General features: G+C 62.3%; 18 protein-coding genes. 15 read left to right on the forward strand and 3 right to left on the reverse strand.

Going from position 1 to position 15,614, the window contains the following annotated elements; translation table 11 throughout:
• From BC363_RS35705 to ureG, 15 genes are all read left to right on the forward strand, one after another.
• The coding region (locus BC363_RS35705) for a hypothetical protein (RefSeq protein WP_210183662.1) at positions 1 to 264 on the forward strand (264 nt) is incomplete at its 5' end.
• A gap of 44 nt (positions 265 to 308) precedes the next feature.
• A complete protein-coding gene (locus BC363_RS15830; protein WP_065783138.1) occupies positions 309 to 1,283 on the forward strand; it encodes a D-glycerate dehydrogenase in 975 nt (324 codons plus the stop codon).
• Between the two features lie 117 nt (positions 1,284 to 1,400).
• Positions 1,401 to 2,234: an urease accessory protein UreD gene (locus BC363_RS15835; RefSeq protein ID WP_065783137.1), complete on the forward strand. Its 834-nt coding sequence runs from the start codon at positions 1,401 to 1,403 to the stop codon at positions 2,232 to 2,234.
• Positions 2,235 to 2,259: 25 nt separating this feature from the next.
• A complete protein-coding gene (locus BC363_RS15840) occupies positions 2,260 to 2,562 on the forward strand; it encodes an urease subunit gamma (RefSeq protein WP_025428139.1) in 303 nt (100 codons plus the stop codon).
• Between the two features lie 12 nt (positions 2,563 to 2,574).
• Positions 2,575 to 2,829, forward strand: a complete 255-nt coding sequence (locus BC363_RS15845) for a DUF1272 domain-containing protein (protein WP_065783136.1) — start codon at positions 2,575 to 2,577, stop codon at positions 2,827 to 2,829.
• Positions 2,830 to 2,846: 17 nt separating this feature from the next.
• Positions 2,847 to 3,152 carry an urease subunit beta gene (locus BC363_RS15850; RefSeq protein WP_065783135.1) on the forward strand — a complete coding sequence of 102 codons (306 nt, stop codon included), beginning with the start codon at positions 2,847 to 2,849 and terminating at the stop codon, positions 3,150 to 3,152.
• An 8-nt stretch (positions 3,153 to 3,160) separates the two neighbouring features.
• Positions 3,161 to 3,577, forward strand: coding sequence for a lysozyme inhibitor LprI family protein (locus tag BC363_RS15855; protein WP_065783152.1), 417 nt, complete (start codon positions 3,161 to 3,163; stop codon positions 3,575 to 3,577).
• A gap of 2 nt (positions 3,578 to 3,579) precedes the next feature.
• Complete coding sequence (locus tag BC363_RS15860; protein ID WP_141690342.1) at positions 3,580 to 4,227, forward strand: Urease operon accessory protein; 648 nt, start codon at positions 3,580 to 3,582, stop codon at positions 4,225 to 4,227.
• Between the two features lie 4 nt (positions 4,228 to 4,231).
• Positions 4,232 to 5,944, forward strand: coding sequence for an urease subunit alpha (gene ureC, locus BC363_RS15865; RefSeq protein WP_065783133.1), 1,713 nt, complete (start codon positions 4,232 to 4,234; stop codon positions 5,942 to 5,944).
• A gap of 64 nt (positions 5,945 to 6,008) precedes the next feature.
• Positions 6,009 to 6,659 carry a TIGR02117 family protein gene (locus BC363_RS15870; protein WP_244519885.1) on the forward strand — a complete coding sequence of 217 codons (651 nt, stop codon included), beginning with the start codon at positions 6,009 to 6,011 and terminating at the stop codon, positions 6,657 to 6,659.
• A gap of 191 nt (positions 6,660 to 6,850) precedes the next feature.
• Positions 6,851 to 7,390 (forward strand): peroxiredoxin, encoded by a 540-nt coding sequence (locus BC363_RS15875; protein WP_065783132.1) that lies wholly within the window; start codon positions 6,851 to 6,853, stop codon positions 7,388 to 7,390.
• 95 nt (positions 7,391 to 7,485) lie between these two features.
• Complete coding sequence (locus tag BC363_RS15880; RefSeq protein ID WP_065783131.1) at positions 7,486 to 7,782, forward strand: putative quinol monooxygenase; 297 nt, start codon at positions 7,486 to 7,488, stop codon at positions 7,780 to 7,782.
• A 1-nt stretch (position 7,783) separates the two neighbouring features.
• Positions 7,784 to 8,260 (forward strand): urease accessory protein UreE, encoded by a 477-nt coding sequence (gene ureE, locus BC363_RS15885; RefSeq protein WP_065783130.1) that lies wholly within the window; start codon positions 7,784 to 7,786, stop codon positions 8,258 to 8,260.
• Positions 8,253 to 8,924 carry an urease accessory protein UreF gene (locus tag BC363_RS15890; protein WP_065783129.1) on the forward strand — a complete coding sequence of 224 codons (672 nt, stop codon included), beginning with the start codon at positions 8,253 to 8,255 and terminating at the stop codon, positions 8,922 to 8,924. The genes ureE and BC363_RS15890 overlap by 8 nt, the downstream gene beginning before the upstream one ends.
• Positions 8,925 to 8,955: 31 nt before the next feature.
• Positions 8,956 to 9,567 (forward strand): urease accessory protein UreG, encoded by a 612-nt coding sequence (gene ureG / locus BC363_RS15895; RefSeq protein ID WP_065793309.1) that lies wholly within the window; start codon positions 8,956 to 8,958, stop codon positions 9,565 to 9,567.
• Between the two features lie 308 nt (positions 9,568 to 9,875).
• On the opposite strand, the gene BC363_RS15900 is transcribed toward ureG, so the two are convergent.
• The 3 genes from BC363_RS15900 to BC363_RS15910 all read right to left on the reverse strand — a co-directional run bounded on the left by BC363_RS15900 (position 9,876) and on the right by BC363_RS15910 (position 15,199).
• Positions 9,876 to 10,556: a Crp/Fnr family transcriptional regulator gene (locus BC363_RS15900; RefSeq protein WP_065783127.1), complete on the reverse strand. Its 681-nt coding sequence runs from the start codon at positions 10,554 to 10,556 to the stop codon at positions 9,876 to 9,878.
• Between the two features lie 135 nt (positions 10,557 to 10,691).
• Positions 10,692 to 13,997 carry an efflux RND transporter permease subunit gene (locus BC363_RS15905; protein ID WP_065783126.1) on the reverse strand — a complete coding sequence of 1,102 codons (3,306 nt, stop codon included), beginning with the start codon at positions 13,995 to 13,997 and terminating at the stop codon, positions 10,692 to 10,694.
• A gap of 14 nt (positions 13,998 to 14,011) precedes the next feature.
• The gene (locus BC363_RS15910) at positions 14,012 to 15,199 is read right to left on the reverse strand and encodes an efflux RND transporter periplasmic adaptor subunit (RefSeq protein WP_065783125.1); all 1,188 of its coding nucleotides are present in this window, start codon (positions 15,197 to 15,199) and stop codon (positions 14,012 to 14,014) included.
• Positions 15,200 to 15,614 lie beyond the last annotated feature (415 nt).

Genomic DNA, 15,614 nt, shown 5'->3' on the forward strand with positions numbered 1-15,614 from the left:
ACCGGCCATGGCGTGAGCCGGCGCGTCCTTCTTCCCCTCCGCCAAAACACGGCCGTCAAAAACAACCCAATCCGCAAAACAAAACCCGCCGAAAAATCGACGGGTTTGTCAGCGGTCTGGGCCCGGCGAGTGATCGCCGGGCTTTTCGTTTCGGGGTGGGAGTTCTCGGCGGGTGAGGATGGTTCTTCACCCCCGTTCCGTCTCGGCAAAGTCATTGCTCAGGCCTTCATTCGTCGGCGCGCAGCAGGCTGTCCGTCGCCGTGATTTCGTGCACTATCGCCGAACGATTCTGTTTCGGAGGTTGCCCCATGAGTTCCAAGCCGCGCATTCTCGTCACCCGCCGTTGGCCCGAAGCGGTGGAGCGCGTGCTGGCCGACCGTTTCGATGTGGTGCTGAACGAGCAAGACGTGGCGATGTCGGGCGATCAGATGGCGCAGGCGCTGCGCGATTTTGATGCCGTGCTGCCGACGGTTTCCGACCGTCTGCCGGCAAGCCTGTTCGACGGCGGCGGCATCAGGGCAAGGATCCTCGGCAACTACGGTGTCGGTTACAACCACATCGACGTTGCCGCCGCCAAGGCAGCCAATATCGTCGTCACCAACACGCCTGGCGTTCTGACCGATTGCACCGCCGATATCGCCATGACGCTGCTGCTTGCCGTGGCGCGGCGCGCGGGCGAGGGGGAGCGCCAGATCAGGGCGGGCGAATGGACCGGCTGGCGACCGACCCACATGATCGGCGGCAAGGTGACCGGCAAGACGCTCGGCATCATCGGCTTCGGCCGGATCGGCAAGGCGATGGCAAAGCGCTGTCATTTCGGGTTCGACATGGAGGTGGTGTTCTACAACCGCTCGCCTATCGATGCGGCCGAAGCCGCACGCTACGGCGCACGCCAGCTCGATACTGTCGATGAGGTGCTGAAGGTCGCCGACTTCGTCTCGCTGCACTGCCCGGGTGGTGGCGAGAACCGGCATCTCATCAATGCTGAGCGGCTGGCGATGATGAAAAAAGGCGCCCACCTCGTCAACACGGCGCGCGGCGATGTGGTGGATGAGCCGGCGCTGATCGAGGCGCTGAAGAACGGTGTCATCAGAGGCGCCGGCCTCGACGTCTTCGAGGCGGAACCGAATGTCCCGGCCGGCCTGCGAGCGCTCGAGAACGTCGTTCTGCTGCCGCATCTCGGCAGTGCGACCGAGGAAACACGCGTCGCGATGGGCATGAAGGTGGTCGACAACATCACCGCCTTCTTCGACGGGCGGGAGCCACCGGATCGGGTGGCGTAAGGACTTGGTCGTTCGTTGGGCATTGACTGCTCATAAAGCGGTCACTTTGATGATTTTCTTTGCAAAACAATAGCTTGACTTGACGCCTCCAGATGCCGACGATGGCGGCGGATGAACATGAGCATTGCGGCAATCATCGCCCCGCAGCGGGCGTTTGGAAAAGGACGGCTGGTGGCCAAGGCGGCCGTCGGTCGAACGGGCATTGCCGAGCTTTACCAGGAAGGCTGCGCCAAGATCCGGCTGCCGAAAACCTTCGACAGCTCCATGGAGGCCGTGTTGATCAACTCGTCGGGCGGGCTGACCGGCGGTGATCGCATGCTCTGGGAGATCGAAGCCGGTGTGGCGACCGAGCTGACCATCACCACGCAGGCCTGCGAGAAGATCTACAAGGCCAGCGCCGGCACGGTCGATGTCACGACACGCATTGACGTGGCGGCGGGGGCGCGGGTCGAGTGGCTGCCGCAGGAGACGATCCTGTTCGATCGCGCCTCGCTGTCGCGCTCACTCGACGTCGAGCTTGACCACGGCGCAACATTTCTTGGCGTCGAAGCCGTGCTGCTCGGCCGCAGAGCCATGGGCGAAGCGGTGCACTCAGGGCTCTTCCGCGATCGCTGGCGCATTCGCGTCGATGGCCGGCTGCTGCACGCTGAGAACCTGACCTTTGCCGACGATATTGCCGCCCTTGCGGCGCGCGCTGCGGTCCTCGGTGACAATGTGGCCTTTGCGACGTTGTTTTATGCCGGACCCGATTGCGAATTGCTGCTGCCACGACTGCGCGCGCAGCTTGAAACGCAAGCGGGGGCGGGCATCAGCCATGTCCAGGTTGGTGGTCGCGACAAGCTGGTTGCGCGCTTTGTAGCAGCGGACGGCTTCTCGCTCAGAAAAATCCTCATCCCGGTCATTTCGCACTTGCGTAAGCAAACGACAGTGCCGAAAGTCTGGGTCCTCTAATCCGCAATCAAACCGGTGGCGACGCATGAATCTTACCCCGCGCGAAAAGGACAAGCTGTTGATTTCCATGGCCGCGATGGTTGCCCGCCGCCGCCTTGAGCGCGGCGTCAAGCTCAACCATCCTGAGGCGATCGCGCTGATTACCGACTTCGTCGTCGAAGGTGCGCGTGACGGTCGATCGGTCGCCGAACTGATGGAAGCGGGCGCCCATGTGATCACCCGCGCGCAGGTGATGGAGGGGATCGCGGAGATGATCCACGACATCCAGGTCGAGGCGACCTTCCCGGATGGCACCAAGCTTGTCACCGTGCACGAACCGATCCGCTGAGGAGGCTAAGAGATGCTGGCACTGCGCCCGAACTGCGAATGCTGCGACAAGGATCTGCCGCCCGACAGCCGCGAAGCGATGATCTGCACCTTCGAGTGCACGTTCTGCGTCGATTGTGTCGAAGGCACGCTCGATGGCACCTGCCCCAACTGCGGCGGCGAGTTTACCCGGCGCCCGGTGCGTCCGGCCGCGCTGCTGGCGAAGTATCCGGCATTGACCGAGCGGGTGCTGAAGCCGCAAGGCTGCGCCGACGCCAACGCGGCCTGACAGGGGAGAGGGAACAGATGATCCCAGGGGAAATCATTGCCGCAAGCGGCGAGATCGAGCTCAACCACGGCGTCGAGACGGTGGCGATCGAGGTCTCCAACACCGGCGATCGGCCGGTGCAGGTCGGCAGCCACTATCATTTTGCCGAAACCAATGCCGGGCTCGACTTCGACCGCAGTGCGGCCCACGGCAAACGGCTCGATATTCCCGCGGGCACCGCTGTCCGCTTCGAGCCCGGACAGAAAAGACTGGTCACGCTCATTCCGCTTTCGGGCAAGCGCGAGGTTTACGGCTTCCGCCAGCAGGTCATGGGAAAGCTATAGGGATGAGGATGCGAACGACGCTGATCGTGGGCGCCTTGCTGCTGGTAGCCATACCGGCCCTGGCGCAGGAGGACGATGTCGATTGCGCCAATGCGATGACGCAGGCGGACATGAACATCTGCTCGAACAAGGACTATGAGGCGGCCGACGCCGAACTCAACAAGGTCTACAAGCAGACCGTTGTGGCGATGAAGGCCAAGGACAAGGAACTTGCCGACATCAGCGCCGATTATGTCGGTGCGGAGGAAGCGCTGAAAAAGGCGCAGCGCGCCTGGATCGGCTACCGTGACGGCCAGTGCGAGCTTGCCGGCTTCGAGGCGCGCGGCGGATCGATGGAGCCGATGCTGGTGTCCGGTTGCCTGGCGCAACTGACCACGGCACGCACCAAGGAACTCAAAGAGCTGCTCGAGCCCACGGAAAACTGACCCTGATGCCTGGTCGCACCATCATGATCGTGGGGAACGGAGAGGTGCCGGAAGGTGCTGCCGCGACCATCGATGCGGCCGATATCGTCATCCGCTTCAACGATTGTCGTTCCGTCGGCGCCGGCGGGATGAGGACCGATATCGTCGCCGTCTGCAACACGGGCCGGCCGGCGTTTGCCATGCTCGGCGGCGGGCGCTGGAAGAACAGCGCCCCGGTGCGGCAGGCGCGCGAGATCTGGAGCGTGCGATCGGCTAGGAAATTTGCTGGCCTGCGCGCGGCATTGGCCGAAACACACCCGGACCTCGATGATTTCTGCGACGATTACACCGCCGGTTTCGAGAGTTTTGCGGCGTCGACCGGTCGGGCGCATCGGGTCATCGCCAGCGCGTCTCATGAGCGGTTGGACCGGGATTTGTCCCGGTTTGCGCCCGGGCCTTATGTGGTGCCGTCGAGCGGCATGGTGGTGATCGCCGACGTGCTGTCCGGTTTTGCGGCAGCTGATGATGATGTCGTTCTTGCCGGTTTCGGCCATGTCGGCTGGGCGTTGCATCCCTTCGCTGCCGAGCGGCAGTTCGTCGACGCCCTTGTTGCCGAAGGCCGTCTTCGTCGTCTTTCCCCTTCTTCTTCAGACTTGTCCCAAGGAGCCTGAGCCCATGCCCTACAAGATGTCGCGCGCGGCCTATGCCAACATGTTCGGCCCGACGGTCGGCGACAAGGTTCGGCTCGCCGACACGGAGCTGTTCATCGAGGTGGAGAAGGACTTCACCACCTATGGCGAGGAGGTGAAATTCGGCGGCGGCAAGGTTATCCGCGACGGCATGGGGCAAAGCCAGGTGACGCGCGCGGCGGGTGCCGTCGACACGGTGATCACCAACGCGCTGATCGTCGACCACTGGGGCATCGTCAAGGCGGATATCGGGCTGAGGGGCGGGCGCATCGCGGCGATCGGCAAGGCCGGCAATCCCGATATGCAGCCTGGTGTGACGATCATCGTCGGCCCCGGCACCGAGGTGATTGCCGGGGAGGGCAAGATCGTTACGGCCGGCGGCATGGACAGCCACATCCACTTCATCTGCCCGCAGCAGATCGAGGAAGCACTGATGAGCGGGCTCACCTGTATGCTCGGTGGCGGCACGGGACCTGCGCATGGGACGCTCGCAACCACCTGCACGCCCGGCCCCTGGCATCTTGCCCGCATGATCGAGGCGGCGGACGCCTTCCCGATGAACCTTGCCTTTGCCGGCAAAGGCAATGCCTCGTTGCCGGGCGCGCTTGTCGAGATGGTGCTTGCGGGCGCCACCTCGCTGAAGCTGCACGAGGACTGGGGCTCGACGCCGGCCGCCGTCGACTGCTGCCTTGGTGTTGCCGACGAATACGACGTGCAGGTGATGATCCACACCGATACGCTGAACGAGAGCGGTTCCGTCGAGGACACGATCGCGGCGATCAAGGGCCGCACGATCCATGCCTACCACACGGAAGGGGCAGGTGGAGGCCATGCGCCCGACATCATCAAGATCTGCGGCCAGCCGAACGTCATTCCGTCGTCGACCAACCCGACCCGGCCCTACACCAAGAACACGCTGGCAGAACACCTCGACATGCTGATGGTCTGCCATCACCTGTCGCCATCGATCCCCGAGGATATCGCTTTCGCCGAAAGCCGGATCCGCAAGGAGACGATCGCTGCCGAAGACATCCTGCATGACATCGGCGCCTTCTCGATCATCTCGTCGGACAGCCAGGCGATGGGGCGCGTCGGCGAGGTGGCGATCCGCACCTGGCAGACGGCCGACAAGATGAAGCGCCAGCGCGGCGCGCTGCCGCAGGAAACCGGCGACAACGACAATTTTCGGGTCAAGCGCTACATCGCCAAATACACGATCAACCCGGCGATCGCCCACGGCCTCAGCCATGAGATCGGTTCGCTGGAAGTCGGCAAGCGTGCCGACCTTGTCATCTGGAACCCGGCCTTCTTCGGCGTGAAGCCCGATATGGTGCTGATAGGCGGAACCATCGCTGCAGCGCCGATGGGTGACCCGAACGCCTCGATCCCGACGCCGCAGCCGGTGCACTACCGGCCGATGTTCGGCGCATATGGCAAGAGCCGCACGAATTCCTCCGTCACCTTCGTGTCGCAGGCCTCGCTCGATGCTGGTTTGGCGGCCAAGCTCGGCGTCGCCAAGCAGCTCGTCGCCGTCAGGAACACCCGCGGCGGCATCGGCAAGGCGTCGATGATCCACAACAATCTGACGCCGCATGTGGAGGTCGACCCGGAGACCTACGAAGTGCGCGCCGATGGCGAGCTTCTCACCTGCGAGCCTGCGACCGTTTTGCCGATGGCGCAGCGTTATTTCCTGTTCTGAGCGGCAAACGACATTGTCTCGAAGAAGCGGTATCCGGCGGGCCCTCAAGTGGGCCGCGTATGGCGTGTCGGCACTTATTGTGGCTGCCGTTCTCGGGACGATCATCCCGCGACCGCTGCTGACGCGCACGGCCACCGCCGCGGCAGTTGCGTCGGCTACCGCCGGCGAGCGTATCCTGATCCTGTCCGGGCAGATTCACACCGATATCGCCATTCCGCTCAATGACGAGACCCGGACGCGGTTCGCCTTCGCAGGCGAGGCGGGCATGCCGCTTGATCATCCGAAGGCGCGATGGCTGATCTTCGGCTGGGGCGGCCGTTCGTTCTATCTGGAAACGCCGACATGGTCGGAACTGAAGCCGATGCCGGTCGTAAGGGCGCTGACGCTCGACCGCTCGGTCATGCATGTGGATATCGCCAGGGCGATCGTCGAACCCCAGCCTTCGGTCGAAAGCGTCGATCTCGAGCGCTCCGAATTCGAGAAGCTCATGACGTTCATCTCCGAAAGCTTTGCCAGGAACGGTAGCGCCGTCGTTCCGGTCGAGGGCTTTTCCTATGGTTATGCGGACCGCTTCTTCGAGGCCGAGGGCACGTTCAATGCGCTTTTCGGATGCAACACCTGGACGGCACGGGCGTTGAGAGAAGCCGGATTGAAGACGGGGTTCTGGAACCCTCTTCCGTCCACCCTCAGCCTGTCCTTGCGGCTCCATAACTGACCCCCTGCCAGCGCCGATGCAGTGTCGCCACAGGCATGCGTCGGCCGCATGCCTGCCATGCGCGGGCGTAAATCGAAGCCTTTCGTGCTGCACCGCAGCGGAATTTCCGGTAGGAAGCGGACTGATATTTCCGATCACGACTGTTCTCCCAAGACCGCTCGCGATCGAGTGCCTGCACTGAAGGAGATGACATGCTCGGCAGAAAAGTACCCTCCGTAACGTTCCGCACCCGCGTTCGCGATGAAGCCGTCGGCGGCTCCAACCCGTTCCGTTGGCAGGACGTTTCCTCCGACGACTACTTCGCCGGCAAGCGCGTCGTGCTGTTCTCGCTTCCGGGCGCCTTCACGCCCACCTGCTCGACCTTCCAGCTGCCCGACTTCGAAAAGCTGACGGCCGAATTCCGCGCCGAAGGTGTTGACGAAATCTATTGCATCTCGGTCAACGACGCATTCGTGATGAACGCCTGGGGCAAGTCGCAGAACCTGGCAAACGTCAAGCTGATCCCGGATGGTTCGGGCGAGTTCACCCGCAAGATGGGCATGCTCGTTGCCAAGGACAATCTCGGTTTCGGCATGCGCTCCTGGCGCTACGCTGCCGTCGTCAACAACGGTGTCGTCGAGCAGTGGTTCGAGGAAGAAGGCTATTCCGACAATTGCGACAGCGATCCCTACGGCGTTTCCTCGCCGCAGAACATTCTCGAAACGCTGAAGTCGCAGAAGCTCGCAGCCTGATCAGGCCGACGGACGGATCGTTTTTTGAAACCCCGGTGCTAGCGCCGGGGTTTTTTCTTGCTACACTGCCTGATGAAAAAGATGTCGAGGGTTCAATGGTTTACATTATCGCATATCTGACGGCTCACCCGGGCAAGGCCGCCGAGGTCGTGTCGCTCGCAGGTCCGTTGATCGAGGCGACGCGACGGGAAGCGGGCTGCATCAGCTACGATCTCTATCAGAAGCCAGCCGAGCCCGATGCTTTGGTGTTCGTTGAAACCTGGAAGGACAAGGAAGCAGTCGACGCCCATTTCGCCGAGCCGCATCTGAAGGCTTTCCAGGCGGCAATGGCGGATCTGTTGGTTGAGGCGCGCATCGAGCTCGTTCACCCGGAAAAGATCGAGGTGCTCTGACATGCCCTATCGTTCGACCGAGGTGCTCTCGCCGGGGCCCAAGGACAAGGCGCCATTGCACAGCGTCGCCTTGGCCCATGATGCACGGCATCTGCGCCGCAAGCTACTGCATCTCGAGAACGACGATGTGGTCATGCTTGATCTGAAGGAAGCGGTAATGCTGGCCGACGGCGACCTGCTGGTGCTGGAAGGCGGCGGCTATATCCGCATCGTCGCGGCACCCGAAGCGCTTTACGAGATCCGCCCGCGCGATCCACTGCATCTCGTCGAACTGGCCTGGCATTTGGGCAACCGCCACTTGCCCGCACAGATCGAGCCGAACCGCATTCTGATCACCCGCGATCCGGTCATTCGGGCGATGCTCGAGGGGCTGGGCGCCACGGTCGTCGATGTCTCCGAGCCGTTCCATCCGCTGCGCGGCGCCTATCACGCGGCCGCCGGTCACGATCACGGCCATCACCACCATCACCATGGCTGAACGGGTCGATACGCAAGCGCTGCTTCGCCTCGTGACCTGGCTGTCGCCGGCCTTCCCCGTCGGTGCCTTCTCCTATTCGAACGGGTTGGAACAGGCGGTTCACGACGGCCATGTCCCCGATGCCGAAAGCCTGCGACTGTGGCTGGAGACGCTTCTTTGCCACGGCTCCGGCTGGAACGATGCGGTGCTGCTTGGCGAAGCCTATCGAGCCTTCGATGAGCCAGCGCGGCTTCAATCCGTCATCGAGCTTGCCGAGGCGATGGCGGCAAGCCGTGAGCGGCACATGGAAACCATGTTGCAGGGCGAGGCTTTTCTCGCAGCAGCGCGGCATTGGCCGCATCCTGTCTTCGAAGCACTCGGAGACACCGTCGCCTATCCCGTCGCAGTTGGTGCAGTCGCGGGTGCGCACTGCACAGGCCTCGAGCCGGCGATCGCCGCCTATCTCAATGCATCCGTCTCCAATGCGGTATCGGTGGCGATCCGCTGCGGCGTCACCGGCCAGCGCGACGGGGTCGGTTTGATCGCAGGACTTGAACCGACGATTGCTGCAGTGGCCCGCGAAGCGGAGGCTGCATCGCTGGAAAACCTTGGCTCGGCCACGATAACAGCCGATATTTCATCTCTCAGGCACGAGACCCTGCATTCACGGCTCTTCCGCTCCTGAGCGTGAGCGCCGCCTTCGAAAGGAACGTCACATGGCATCGAAAAATGGTCCCCTGCGCGTCGGCATCGGCGGGCCCGTCGGTTCCGGCAAGACAGCGCTGACGGAGAAGCTGTGCAAGGCGATGCGGGGGAAATACTCGGTCGCAGTCGTTACCAACGACATCTACACCAAGGAGGATGCCGAAGCGCTGGTGCGCATGCAGGCGCTGCCATCGGACCGCATCGTCGGCGTGGAGACCGGCGGTTGCCCGCACACGGCGATCCGCGAGGACGCGACGATCAACCTGCAGGCGATCGCCGACCTCAACCGCCGTTTTCCCGATCTCGATGTCGTCTTCATCGAGTCCGGCGGCGACAATCTGGCTGCCACCTTCTCCCCGGATCTGGCCGACCTGACCATCTATGTCATCTCCGTCTGCCAGGGCGAGGAGATCCCGCGCAAGGGCGGGCCGGGCATCACCAAGTCCGACCTGCTTGTCATCAACAAGCGGGATCTTGCGCCCTATGTCGGCGCCGACCTTGACGTCATGGATCGCGACGCAACCCGGATGCGGGCGGGCAAGCCCTTTGTCTTCACCGACATGAAGCGCGGCGACGGTGTCAACCGGATCGTCGATTTCCTGACGCTGCATGGTGGGCTTTGAGGCCGCGCCGACAGGCTCGAACCGAGACCACTGTGAGGAATTCTCGTCCACCGTTGTCACACGGGATATGGACCCGCTTCGGTGCTACTGCATAATTCCTTAAATCGGAATCGATTTAAGGACAAAATTATGCAGCAACTCAAAGTGTTACAGCGACCTTTGCGCGTCTAAATAGACGCGCGGCGCTATAGGGCATGTCCAGGAAAAGTGCGAAGCGGCTTTCCGTCAGGAAGTGCGTAAAAACAAAGAGATAGAGCGTTTCTGCGACTCCGTCTAAGGCGGAAGCGCTCCAGGTCCGGTTGCCGCCGCTAGAAGCGCTCCAGGGCCTGGCGGTCGTGGATCTCGATCATGCGGCCCTTGACGGTGACGCCCGAGCGGCGAAGGGCAGAAAAGGCGCGCGAAAGTGCCTCGGGTGCCAGGCCCAGCTTGCCGGCCAGCACGTTCTTCTGGAACGGCAGCCTGAACGAGAAGGTTGTCGAGCCATCGGGGCAGTGGCCGAGTATGTAGCTCGCGACGCGCTGCGGCGCTGTCAGGAGACGGTCCTCGGCCAGGCAATCCTCGGCCATCTGGCCGTGACGGCAGAGCAGTTCCATCAGCGCCTGGGCGATATCCGGATGCTGCTCGGCAAGCCTGCGCAGGTTCCGGCTGTCGAGCCGGGCAATCATCGAGGACCCGATCGCTTGCGCATTGGCGGTGGCGCGGTTGCCGAGGAACATCGCGTTCTCGCCGAAAATCTCACCCCTGGGAAAGACGGCGATGTCAGCTTCGCGCCCATCCTTGCCGAGCCGATAGACGCGCACGAGGCCGGACAACACGCAGAAGACACTGTCCACCGGCTCATCCTGGTGAAACAGAATATCGTGTTCCTCGTGGTTGGAAACGACCGCGCCTTCGAGAATGGCATCGGACGCCGCTGCCGACAGCTTCTCAAAAAAGCGAGAGCCCAGCAGAACCGCTCTGTCATTCGAGTTCAATCGCAAGGTCTTCATCACACCGGCCCTGAGTAAACGTCTAGTCTCAGGATAACCGGGCTTTTGAAACGTAAATTGACCTCGATCAAACAATTCCTACAAAAAAGGCCCGCACCGGTGGGTGCGGGCCGATTGTCAGGTGATTTGTACCGGTTACTCGGCAGCAAGCGCCGGATGATTGATCACCTTGCCCGCTTGCTTGCCTTTCGACTGGCCGTCCTCGATCGTCTTCAAGCGCTCTTCCAGGTCTTCGATCGTCTTGCCCTGATCGTTGACGAGCTCCGTCAGCGCCTCGCGGTCGAGAGGCAGGTTTTCCTCGTCCTTCTTGCCGACGAAGCGACCGAAGATCCGGGCGAGCAAGCGCGACAGGTCGTCCATGATCAGGAAGAACGACGGCACGACGACGAGGCTCAAGATCGTGGAAACGATGATGCCGCCGATCACCGCGATTGCCATCGGCGCGCGGAACGAGCCACCTTCGCCGACACCGAGCGCGGAGGGTAGCATGCCTGCAGACATGGCGATCGAGGTCATGACGATCGGGCGGGCGCGCTTGCGGCCGGCTTCGATCATCGACAGCGTCCGGTCCATGCCGTGATGCATCATCTCGATACCGAAATCGACAAGCAGGATGGCGTTCTTGGTGACGATGCCCATCAGCATCAGGATACCGATCAGGACCGGCATCGACAGCGCGTTCTGGGTGAGGATCAGCGCACCTGCCACGCCGCCGATGGCAAGCGGCAGCGAGAACAGGATGGTGAAGGGCTGGATCACGTCCTTGAACAACAGGATCAGCACAACCAGCACCAGCATCAGGCCGAGCAGCATGGCGTTGCCGAAGCTCTGCTGCATCTCCGCCTGCACCTCGGCGTCGCCGCTTTCTAGGAACTGCACCGAAGACGGAAGCTCGGCGCCATCGGCGATCTGCTTGAAGCGTTCCGACGCGGTGTTGAGGGCGACTCCGATCGGCAGATCGGCGCCTAGCGTGACCACGCGATTGCGGTCATAGCGTTTGATCGAGCTTGGGCCCTCGGAGTAATTAATGTCGGCAACGCTCGACAACGGCACCGTCGACCCCGAGGCCGTCTGGACCTTCAGATTGCGGATTGCGGCGATATCCGTGCGGAAGTCGCGGTTGATCTGGACCCGGATCGGGATGAGCCGACCATCGAGCGCAATCTTCGTAAGCGCAGCATCGATATCGCCGATGGTCGCCACACGGACCACTTCGGAAATCTGGGCAGTCGTGATGCCGAGGCGCGACATCTGTTCGTCACGCGGACGGATCTGCAGCTCCGGACGCGGCAGGGCGCCATCGGGACTGACATTGGCCAGCAGCGGATCGCTGCGCAGCTTCGATTCGAGTGTCGCAACGGCCTTGTCGAGATCGGCCTCATTGTTGGAAAGCAGGTTGAACGACAGGTCACGCTCGCCGCGGTCGTTGAGCTTGATGACCCGGACATCCGGGATCGAGCCGACCCGTGCGAAGATTTCCTTCTCGATCTGCGACTGCGGAATGATGCGCCCAGTGGGCGGCAGCTTCGGCAGGTACTGGCCGATGACCGGCAGGCCGCCAATGACGTCGTTGACGAGCTTGTTGAGCAGCGAGTGGTCGAGCTTTTTCAGAAGCACGGTGACCGTAGCGCGGCGCAGTTCGAGGTCGCCCTTCGGTGATGCGCCGCCAAGCACGAAGACACTTTCGACGCCTTCGAGGTCTTTGACCCGTTCGTAGATCTCGGCGGTCGTCCGGTCGGTATCCTCGAGCATCGCGTCCGGCGGCAGTTCGATCGACAGGCTGACGCGCGAGGCGTCTTCCGGCGGCAGGAAGCTGCCGGGCACCTGGAACAGGAAGTAGACCGAGATCACCAGGCTGGCGATGGCGGCGAGCAGCGTCGTATAGCGCCAGCGCGTCGTCACTCGGATCAGCCCGGTGTAGAGCTTCATCAAACCGGTATCTTCGTCGCCGTGATGCTTGCCGACATCCGATGCTCGCATCAGGTAAGCGGCCATCACCGGGGTGATCAGGCGGGCAACGAGAAGCGAGAAGAACACCGACACGGCGACGGTCAGGCCGAACTGAATGAAGTACTGGCCCGGTATGCCCGGCATGAACGACACGGGCACGAACACGGCGATGATGGTGAAGGTTGTGGCGATGACGGCGAGGCCAATCTCATCCGCCGCTTCGATCGCCGCGCGATAGGGCGATTTGCCCATGCGGATGTGGCGCTCGATATTCTCGATCTCCACGATCGCATCGTCGACGAGAATGCCGGTTGCGAGCGTCAGGGCCAGGAAGCTGACGAGGTTCAGCGAGAAGCCGAGCATATCCATGATCCAGAAGGTCGGGATCGCGGAGAGGGGCAGGGCGACGGCTGAGATCAGCGTGGCGCGCCAGTTGCGCAGGAACAGCATGACGACGATGACGGCGAGCAGCGCGCCTTCCATCAGCGTATGCAGCGCCGCCTCGTAGTTGCCGTAGGTGAAATAGACGGAATCGTCGACCATCTCGATGGTGACGTCAGGGTTCGCCGCCCGGATTTTATCCAGCGACTTGGCCACGGTTTCGGCAACGCTGACTTCGCTGGCGCCCTTGGCGCGGAAAACCGCGAAGGTCACGCCGGGATTGCCGTTGAAGCGCGAGAAGGAGCGGGGTTCCTCATAGGTATCGGTGACGGTGCCGAGTTCGGACAGCCGGACGAAGCGGCCGCTTGGAACCGAGATCATCGTGTTGGCGAGCTGGTCAACGTTGCGGGCGTCGCCGAGCGTGCGGATCGCCTGCTCGCTGCCGCCGACCTGGCCGCGGCCGGAGCCGAGGTCCATGTTCATGCGGCGAAGCTGGCCGTTGACGTCGGCCGCCGTGATGCCGAGCGAATTCAGCCTGTCCTCGTTGAGCTCGACGCGGACTTCACGGTCGGCGCCGCCGTAGCGGTCGACCCGGCCGATGCCGCTCTTGCCCTGAATTTCACGCTTGATCGTGTCGTCGACGAACCAGGAAAGCTCTTCCAGCGTCATGCCGGGCGAGGAGACCGCAAAGGTCTGGATCGCCTGGCCCTCGACATCGACCTTGGAAACGATCGGTTCTTCGATCGAGGTCGGCAGGTCGCCGCGAATGCGGTCGATCGCGTCCTTGACGTCCTGCACTGCCTGGGTCGTCGGCACTTCCATGCGGAAGATCACGGCCGTGGTAGACGTGCCATCGTTGATCGTCGATTGGATGTGGTCGACGCCGGTGATGCTGGCGACCGCGTCCTCGATTTCCTTGGTGACCTGGGTTTCGAGTTCAGCCGGCGAGGCGCCGCTCTGTGCGACGTTGATCGAGACGATCGGCACGTCGATATTGGGGAAGCGGGTGATCGGCAGGCTGACGAACGACTGATAGCCGAGTACCAGCAGCACGAAAAAGGCGAGGATCGGAGCGATCGGATTTCGGATGGACCAGGCTGAGAAGTTCATGGTCACGGTTCCTGTCAGTTGGTCGCTGGTTGCGCTGATTTGACGGGGTTGATGCGGTCGCCGTCGCGCACATAGGCGCCGGCCCTTGCCACGACCTGCTCGCCGGCCTTCAACCCGTCAACAACCTCGACGAACTTGCCGTCGGAGATACCCGTTATCACCGGCACGATGTTCACCACACCATTGTCGACCTTGCGGACGATGGTTTTGCCGTTCTCATTGGTCACCGCCGTTTGCGGCAGAACGACAGCCTGCTTCTGTTCGGTGGTGATGACGGCGTTGGCATACATGCCCGAGCGTGCCTTGGTGGTGTCCTTGAGACTGATGAAGACGGTACCGAGACGAGACACGGGATCGACCGTCGGTGCGATCAGTCGAATGGCGCCTTCGACCTTGGTGTTGCCGCCCGCAAGAGTGATCGTCGCCGGTTGGCCGACCGCAAGCTTGATGATGTCGGCTTCGGCAACGTCGGCCTTCATCTCGATCGCGCCGTCGCGGATCATCGCAAAGAGCGGCTCGCCGCTGCCATTGGCGATCGCGCCGATCTTGGCGTTCTTGGCGGAAATGACACCGGCGACCGGGGCTTTGACCTCGGTGCGGGTGAGGCGAAGATCGATGTCATCGATCTGGGCTTGCGCCACCTTGATATCGGCACTGGAGACGGCAACGGCCTGTTCGGCCGAGCGGACGCGGGCACGGGTGGCTGCGGCAAGAGCGCGGACACGATCGGCTTCAGCCGTCGAGACCGTGCCGTTCTTGGCAAGCTCTGCGTTGCGATCGCTGACGCGTGTCGCTTCCTCGGAATTGGCCTTGGCTTCACTGAGCTGGGCGTTGAGCTGTGCGAGGCCGGCTTCCGCCTTGGCGAGTGCCGCTTCGAGCTGGCTCTTTTCAAGCCGCAGGGCGTCGTCGTTGAGAACGACGAGGACGCTACCTTCTTCGACCTTGTCGCCGATATCGACGTTCAGCGCGCGGATCGACAATCCCTCGACCTGCGGCGCGACATAGACCTGCTCCACGGCCTGTATCGTCCCGGTTGCAACGACGCGATCGCTGATCGACTGATCGACGGCCTCGGTGACGACGATCGACGGCAGGCTCTGCGCCGGCTGGACCTTGGTCGCTTCTTCGGCAAATGCACTTGAATACGGAGCAATGATCATCGCAGCGCAAACGCTGAGAACAGGTAATACTTTCTGAGCCATCGGCTTTACAATCCTGGCAACGGAAACGACGTAAAAGCGGATCTGTGCCTTCCAAGGCCGGATCCCGGTACAATCAAGCGATTTTCAGTTTCGCCGACGCCTTGTTTTCGCGAACCAGGCGAAACAACGCATAGGCGCACGGCCATCGTATTCATGCGCCGCTCACACGGTATCAGACCGTGAGCGCGGGCAGGACGGGGATAGGCTTCCTCAAGCAAACCGTTCGGAAAATGAACTCCTCCGTGTTGCTTGCCTCCAACAAACATCCGCGCCTATGTAATCTTCACATCATGTGCTTACAAGTGCGGTGAAGTGATGGTTCCTCAATATTTCTTCTGTTCTGCAGTCTTGGTTGCAATCTCGACACGATCTTGACAATCGGGGTGCATCACCGGCCCGTTGACCTCGAATTGCC

This window comes from Ensifer sp. LC384 (genome assembly GCF_001695865.1).
Taxonomy (GTDB): domain Bacteria; phylum Pseudomonadota; class Alphaproteobacteria; order Rhizobiales; family Rhizobiaceae; genus Ensifer.

What these genes read in the sequence shown, in the direction of transcription:
- BC363_RS15830 (WP_065783138.1), top strand. Translation starts at nt 309, where the DNA reads ATGAGTTCCAAGCCGCGCATTCTCGTCACCCGCCGTTGGCCCGAAGCG.
- BC363_RS15835 (WP_065783137.1), top strand. Translation starts at nt 1,401, where the DNA reads ATGAGCATTGCGGCAATCATCGCCCCGCAGCGGGCGTTTGGAAAAGGA.
- BC363_RS15840 (WP_025428139.1), top strand. Translation starts at nt 2,260, where the DNA reads ATGAATCTTACCCCGCGCGAAAAGGACAAGCTGTTGATTTCCATGGCC.
- BC363_RS15845 (WP_065783136.1), top strand. Translation starts at nt 2,575, where the DNA reads ATGCTGGCACTGCGCCCGAACTGCGAATGCTGCGACAAGGATCTGCCG.
- BC363_RS15850 (WP_065783135.1), top strand. Translation starts at nt 2,847, where the DNA reads ATGATCCCAGGGGAAATCATTGCCGCAAGCGGCGAGATCGAGCTCAAC.
- BC363_RS15855 (WP_065783152.1), top strand. Translation starts at nt 3,161, where the DNA reads ATGCGAACGACGCTGATCGTGGGCGCCTTGCTGCTGGTAGCCATACCG.
- ureC (WP_065783133.1), top strand. Translation starts at nt 4,232, where the DNA reads ATGCCCTACAAGATGTCGCGCGCGGCCTATGCCAACATGTTCGGCCCG.
- BC363_RS15875 (WP_065783132.1), top strand. Translation starts at nt 6,851, where the DNA reads ATGCTCGGCAGAAAAGTACCCTCCGTAACGTTCCGCACCCGCGTTCGC.
- BC363_RS15880 (WP_065783131.1), top strand. Translation starts at nt 7,486, where the DNA reads ATGGTTTACATTATCGCATATCTGACGGCTCACCCGGGCAAGGCCGCC.
- ureE (WP_065783130.1), top strand. Translation starts at nt 7,784, where the DNA reads ATGCCCTATCGTTCGACCGAGGTGCTCTCGCCGGGGCCCAAGGACAAG.
- BC363_RS15890 (WP_065783129.1), top strand. Translation starts at nt 8,253, where the DNA reads ATGGCTGAACGGGTCGATACGCAAGCGCTGCTTCGCCTCGTGACCTGG.
- ureG (WP_065793309.1), top strand. Translation starts at nt 8,956, where the DNA reads ATGGCATCGAAAAATGGTCCCCTGCGCGTCGGCATCGGCGGGCCCGTC.
- BC363_RS15900 (WP_065783127.1), bottom strand. Translation starts at nt 10,556, where the DNA reads ATGAAGACCTTGCGATTGAACTCGAATGACAGAGCGGTTCTGCTGGGC.
- BC363_RS15905 (WP_065783126.1), bottom strand. Translation starts at nt 13,997, where the DNA reads ATGAACTTCTCAGCCTGGTCCATCCGAAATCCGATCGCTCCGATCCTC.
- BC363_RS15910 (WP_065783125.1), bottom strand. Translation starts at nt 15,199, where the DNA reads ATGGCTCAGAAAGTATTACCTGTTCTCAGCGTTTGCGCTGCGATGATC.